The organism is Pseudoalteromonas sp. NZS100_1, assembly GCF_015864285.1.
In the GTDB taxonomy this organism is placed as follows: domain Bacteria; phylum Pseudomonadota; class Gammaproteobacteria; order Enterobacterales; family Alteromonadaceae; genus Pseudoalteromonas; species Pseudoalteromonas arctica.
Genome location: NZ_JADYXN010000058.1, coordinates 1 through 5,627, shown reverse-complemented (window position 1 = coordinate 5,627; position 5,627 = coordinate 1). Strand labels below are relative to the sequence as shown.

4 protein-coding genes are annotated in these 5,627 nt (G+C 40.3%); 3 read left to right on the top strand and 1 reads right to left on the bottom strand.

The genetic code is table 11. The features are described from left to right. Window positions 1-173: 173 nt before the first annotated feature. The gene (locus I6F66_RS20250; protein ID WP_007581382.1) at window positions 174-938 is read right to left on the bottom strand and encodes an outer membrane protein assembly factor BamD; all 765 of its coding nucleotides are present in this window, start codon (window positions 936-938) and stop codon (window positions 174-176) included. Window positions 939-1,079: 141 nt separating this feature from the next. Between I6F66_RS20250 and rluD the strand changes: the two genes are divergently transcribed. The 3 genes from rluD to clpB all read left to right on the top strand — a co-directional run bounded on the left by rluD (window position 1,080) and on the right by clpB (window position 5,461). After that, window positions 1,080-2,057, top strand: a complete 978-nt coding sequence (gene rluD, locus I6F66_RS20245; RefSeq protein ID WP_007581384.1) for a 23S rRNA pseudouridine(1911/1915/1917) synthase RluD — start codon at window positions 1,080-1,082, stop codon at window positions 2,055-2,057. Continuing rightward, on the top strand, window positions 2,057-2,788 hold the full coding sequence (pgeF, locus tag I6F66_RS20240; RefSeq protein WP_165729576.1) for a peptidoglycan editing factor PgeF: 732 nt from the start codon (window positions 2,057-2,059) through the stop codon (window positions 2,786-2,788). Before rluD ends, pgeF begins: the two co-directional genes overlap by 1 nt. A 96-nt stretch (window positions 2,789-2,884) precedes the next feature. Further along, window positions 2,885-5,461, top strand: a complete 2,577-nt coding sequence (gene clpB, locus I6F66_RS20235; protein ID WP_197209648.1) for an ATP-dependent chaperone ClpB — start codon at window positions 2,885-2,887, stop codon at window positions 5,459-5,461. Window positions 5,462-5,627: the final 166 nt, after the last annotated feature.

Below are 5,627 nucleotides of genomic sequence, written 5' to 3'. Positions count from 1 at the left end.
TCCGATTTACCGAATTGTTGTTTTGCCCAATGAGTATGTTCGTTAATCATAATGTGCCCTCAAACAAGATTTGAAGATCTGATCATGACATTGAGATTTAGTTCAAAAAAATCCCCGCTAATTTCTTAGCAGAGATTTGTGTATAAGAGACAGCTTACTAAGCGCCTTTTTGTTTATTTAGTTCTTTTATTTAGTCTTCGTGTTTGCTTTGCGTGCTCACTAAGCTCAGTTAAACCTAATTGGTCGTAACTTTTTTCCATCATTTCAAGCGCGGGATCCAAGTAACTGCTTTGTGAGTAGTGCTCAACAACAAACTTACCTCTATTAGCAGCAGCTAAATAAGCTTCACGCTCATAATAGTAAGTGGCTACTTTTAATTCATAACGTGCCATACGATTTAAAAGCCATACTAAACGACGCTTAGCTTCAGGCGCGTAATCACTTTTCGGAAAGCGTTTTACTAGTGTCGATAAATCGGTAAATGCAACACGTGTACGGTTTGCATCTCTATCAGCTCTATCTACACCAAAGTACTCTTGGAACGCATTTTTATCTGCTTTAATGTTTACTAAACCACGCATGTAATACATGTAATCTAGGTCTTTATGGTTTGGATTTAAGCGAATAAAGCGGTCAATGGTTGCAAGTGCTTGTTCAGTATTACCTGATTGGTAATGTGCATACACTAAGTCCATTTGTACTTGTTTAGAGAATGGGCCAAACGGGTAGCGAGAATCTATTGCACTCAAAAGTTCAATTGCGCGAGCATATAAACCAGAATCTAGTGTTTCTTTTGCATCTTCATATAAAGCGTGTGCAGACTTATTCGGTACACGTTGAATGTCTTCTTGGTCTGGAGCAGACGAACAAGCGCCTAAACTAAGTACAGAAACTGAAAAAACAATGGCAAATGCACGTTTCCCTATTTTATTTATCATTTTATTTGTTACCTTCGATGTCTTCGGCTAGGCCAAGTCGGTAAAACCGAGTAAACTATGCGTATTATATTATGCTTTTATTAAAAGCGATTCTAACCCAGTCGAGCAAAGCTTGCACTGGTAAATTGGGTAAAGTTACTAATGTCAGAGCAAATTTCTCTTCAAGCCGACGTTCCAACCGAATTAGGTGGTAAACGTCTAGACCAAGTATTAGCACAATTGTTCCCTGATTATTCACGTTCTCGTATAAAAACGTGGATATTGGATGATAAAATCACCGTAGACGGTGAAATTTTCAACACTCCACGCGAAAAGCTACTAGGTGGTGAAGTTGTAAGTGTTGAAACAACAATTGAAGCACCACGCGAATACGAAGCACAAGATATCAAATTAAACATTGTTTATGAAGACGATGATATTTTGGTAATTAATAAACCAATGGGCCTAGTGGTTCACCCCGGTGCGGGTAATCCTAATGGAACAGTGCTAAACGCATTACTACATTACTACCCTGAAATAATTAACGTACCACGCGCGGGTATTGTGCATCGTTTAGATAAAGACACGACCGGTTTAATGGTTGTAGCTAAAACGATTCCAGCACAAACGCATTTAGTGACAGCGCTGCAAAAGCGTGAAAACTTTACGCGTGAATATGAAGCACTGTGTAATGGTACTATGACCGCAGGTGGTATGGTTGAAAAAGCAATTGGCCGCCATCCGACTCAGCGTACGCATATGGCAGTACATGAACTGGGTAAACCGGCAATTACACATTACCGTGTTGCTGAAAAATTCCGTGCTCATACTCGTTTACGCCTGCGCTTAGAAACAGGTCGTACGCATCAAATTCGCGTGCACATGGCACATTTAAATCATCCGCTAATTGGCGATCAATCTTATGGCGGCCGTCCGCGTCCACCTAAAGGTGCAACACCTGAGTTATTTGAGTTACTTCGTAGCTTTAGACGCCAAGCACTACATGCTGTAAAATTGAGTATTGCGCATCCAATTACGGGTGAAATGATGACATGGCAAGCACCTATCCCAGACGATATGGTTGCTATGACACTCGCATTACGTGAAGATACCAAAGCTAATCCTGATATCGATAGATAATGCACTTATTGTCAGCGACATGGCAAAACCTTCATAAAGTAGGAACGTTAAGTACTACTTGTGGAGGTGGTGTTTCAAAAATCCCATTTAAAAGTTTTAATTTGGGATTCCATGTTGGTGATAATCAAAATCATGTATCAAAAAACCGCTCATTATTAACAAATCTCCTACCTAAACCTGCCGTGTGGCTAAATCAAATTCATAGCTCTAATGTTGTTATTGTTGATGAATATTTTGATTTTGATGAGTTACACGATGCTGATGCGCTTTATACTCAGTTATTAAATCAGCCTTTGGCTATAATGACCGCCGATTGTTTACCTATTTTATTAGTGAGTGATGATGAAAAGGAAGTTGCAGCTATACATGGCGGCTGGCGAGGGCTTGAGCAGGGAATTATTAAAAATACTTTGGAATGTTTTAGCTCAAAGTGTGAAAATATAAATGCGTGGCTAGGGCCTGCAATTGGGCCAACTCGATTTGAGGTTGGGGCTGAAGTGTTTGAGTTATTTCAAAAAAGGTCCCCTTTATTTATTCAAGCATTTACACTACAAACTAATGGTAAATATCTTGCTGATATCTATGGTATTGCGCGTACTTTACTTACCCAGCAAGGCGTTAAAAATATTACGGGTGGCGACTACTGCACAGTCTCTCAAAGTGACTTATTTTTTTCTTATCGACGAGATGGACAAACTGGACGTATGGCTAGTTTGATCTGGCGCAAGTAATTCACATCTTTAATCATTATATTTCCCCCTACACCTTGAACAAATACCTAAACATACCCATTAATTAAGCAATTAGATTATTTAATAGGTAACACCATGCGTTTAGATAGATTTACAAGTAAATTTCAATCTGCGCTTTCTGATGCGCAATCGCTAGCCCTTGGTCGCGATCATCAATTTATTGAACCCGTACATTTAATGTATTCATTGCTAAAGCAAAGTGGCTCTAGTGTACGTGCATTATTTGCACAAACGGGTGTCAGCGCTGACGAACTCAACACCAAGCTTTCACAAGAAATAGAAAAATTATTTAAAGTAGAAGGTGTAGGTGGCGACGTCCAGCTATCAAACAATATGGCATCACTTATTAATCTATGTGATAAGTACGCGCAAAAACGCAAAGACAAATATATTTCAAGTGAATTATTTGTACTGGCGGCATGCGATGATAAAGGTCCACTTGGCGATATATTTAGGTCGTTAAATATTACCTCGACTAAAATTGAAACTGCAATTAAAGCGATTCGCGGCGGTCAAAAAGTTGATGACCCAAATGCCGAAGAAACACGTCAAGCGCTTGAAAAATTCACGATTGATCTAACTGAGCGAGCAGAGCAAGGTAAGCTTGACCCCGTTATTGGTCGCGATGACGAAATTCGCCGCACGATTCAGGTACTACAACGCCGCACTAAAAATAACCCTGTATTAATCGGTGAACCAGGTGTTGGTAAAACAGCAATTGCCGAGGGGTTAGCACAGCGTATTATTAATGGTGAAGTACCTGAAGGATTAAAAAATAAACGCGTACTATCACTTGATTTAGGGGCGTTAGTTGCAGGTGCTAAATACCGTGGCGAATTTGAAGAACGTTTAAAATCAGTATTAAACGAATTGGCTAAAGAAGAAGGCCAAGTCATTTTATTTATTGATGAAATACATACTATTGTAGGTGCAGGAAAAAGTGACGGTGCCATGGATGCAGGCAATATGTTAAAGCCAGCATTAGCACGCGGTGAATTACACTGTGTTGGCGCAACCACGCTTGATGAATACCGTAAATATATAGAAAAAGACGCAGCTCTTGAGCGTCGATTCCAAAAGGTACTTATTGAAGAGCCATCTGTTGAAGATACCATTGCAATATTACGTGGCTTAAAAGAGCGATATGAGTTACATCATTCAGTAGAAATTACTGACCCCGCGATTGTTGCTGCGGCGCAGTTATCTCATCGTTACATTAGTGACCGTCAGTTACCCGATAAAGCGATTGATTTAATAGATGAAGCGGGTTCTTCAATTCGATTACAAATTGACTCCAAACCAGAATCGTTAGACAAGCTTGAACGCCGTATCATCCAGCTAAAGTTAGAAGATAATGCGCTAGCGAAAGAAAAAGACGAAGCAAGTCAAAAACGCCGAGCTGAAATGCAAGAGTTGATCACCGACCTTGATGGGCAATATCGTGAGCTAGACGAGATATGGAATGCTGAAAAAGCATCACTTCAAGGCACGCAAGTAATTAAAGCCGAGCTTGAACAAGCAAGATTAGATTTAGATGTAGCGCGAAGAGCAAGTGATTTACAGCGTATGTCAGAGCTGCAATATGGGCGAATTCCAGAACTTGAACGAAAACTTGATTTAGCCTCACAAGCCGAAATGCAAGAAATGACCCTGCTTAAAAACCAAGTAGGTGAGGATGAAATTGCTGAAATACTGTCTCGCTGGACAGGAATTCCTGTTGCAAGAATGCTACTAGGTGAGCGTGAAAAGCTGCTGCAAATGGAAGATAAGTTACACAGTAAAGTAATAGGGCAAGATGAAGCGGTTGTTGCTGTTTCTAACGCAATACGACGCTCACGTGCCGGGCTTGCAGATCCTAATCGTCCTATTGGTTCTTTCTTATTTTTAGGTCCAACTGGTGTGGGTAAAACCGAGCTGACAAAAGCACTGGCTGGTTTTATGTTTGATACCGAAGATGCCATGGTGCGTATCGACATGTCTGAGTTTATGGAAAAACATTCAGTCGCACGTCTAGTAGGGGCTCCTCCAGGTTACGTGGGTTACGAAGAGGGCGGTTATTTAACAGAAGCTGTTCGTCGTAAACCTTACTCAGTGATATTGCTTGATGAAATAGAAAAGGCGCATCCTGATGTGTTTAATATTTTACTGCAAGTATTAGATGATGGCCGATTAACTGACGGGCAGGGTAGAACCGTTGATTTTAAAAATACCGTTATTATCATGACCTCAAATCTAGGCTCAGATATTATCCAAGAGCAAGCGGGTAATAATGATTACACGACCCTTAAAGCTAAAGTAATGGAAGTATTAATTAATGAGTTTAGGCCTGAATTTATTAACCGTATAGACGAGACTGTCGTGTTCCACCCGTTAGCAAACGAGCATATAAAAGAAATAGCTGATATTCAGTTAATGAAATTACGTGAGCGTTTAACTGAGATGGGATATCTGCTTGAAATAAGCGATGCTGCTCTTGAGCGAATTGCAGAAAGTGGGTTTGATCCTGTGTACGGTGCACGTCCGCTTAAGCGTGCTATTCAACAAACGATTGAAAACCCGCTGGCACAAAAGCTACTCAATGGAGACTACTTACCAGGTTGCGTGATCGTTATTGATGCAAATGACGACTCTCTGGTATTTTCCAAGCGTTAATTGTAAATAATTAAACTCAAAAGCCGCTAAAATAGCTAACACCATTCAGTTAAGCATGTTTTGACTTAATGGTGTACCGAGTTTTTGAAATTCGAACGGTCCTACTTTTGGGCCGTTTTCTTTTTTCTGGAAGAATATAACGTTTCACTCGTTCTCGCATTGCCCT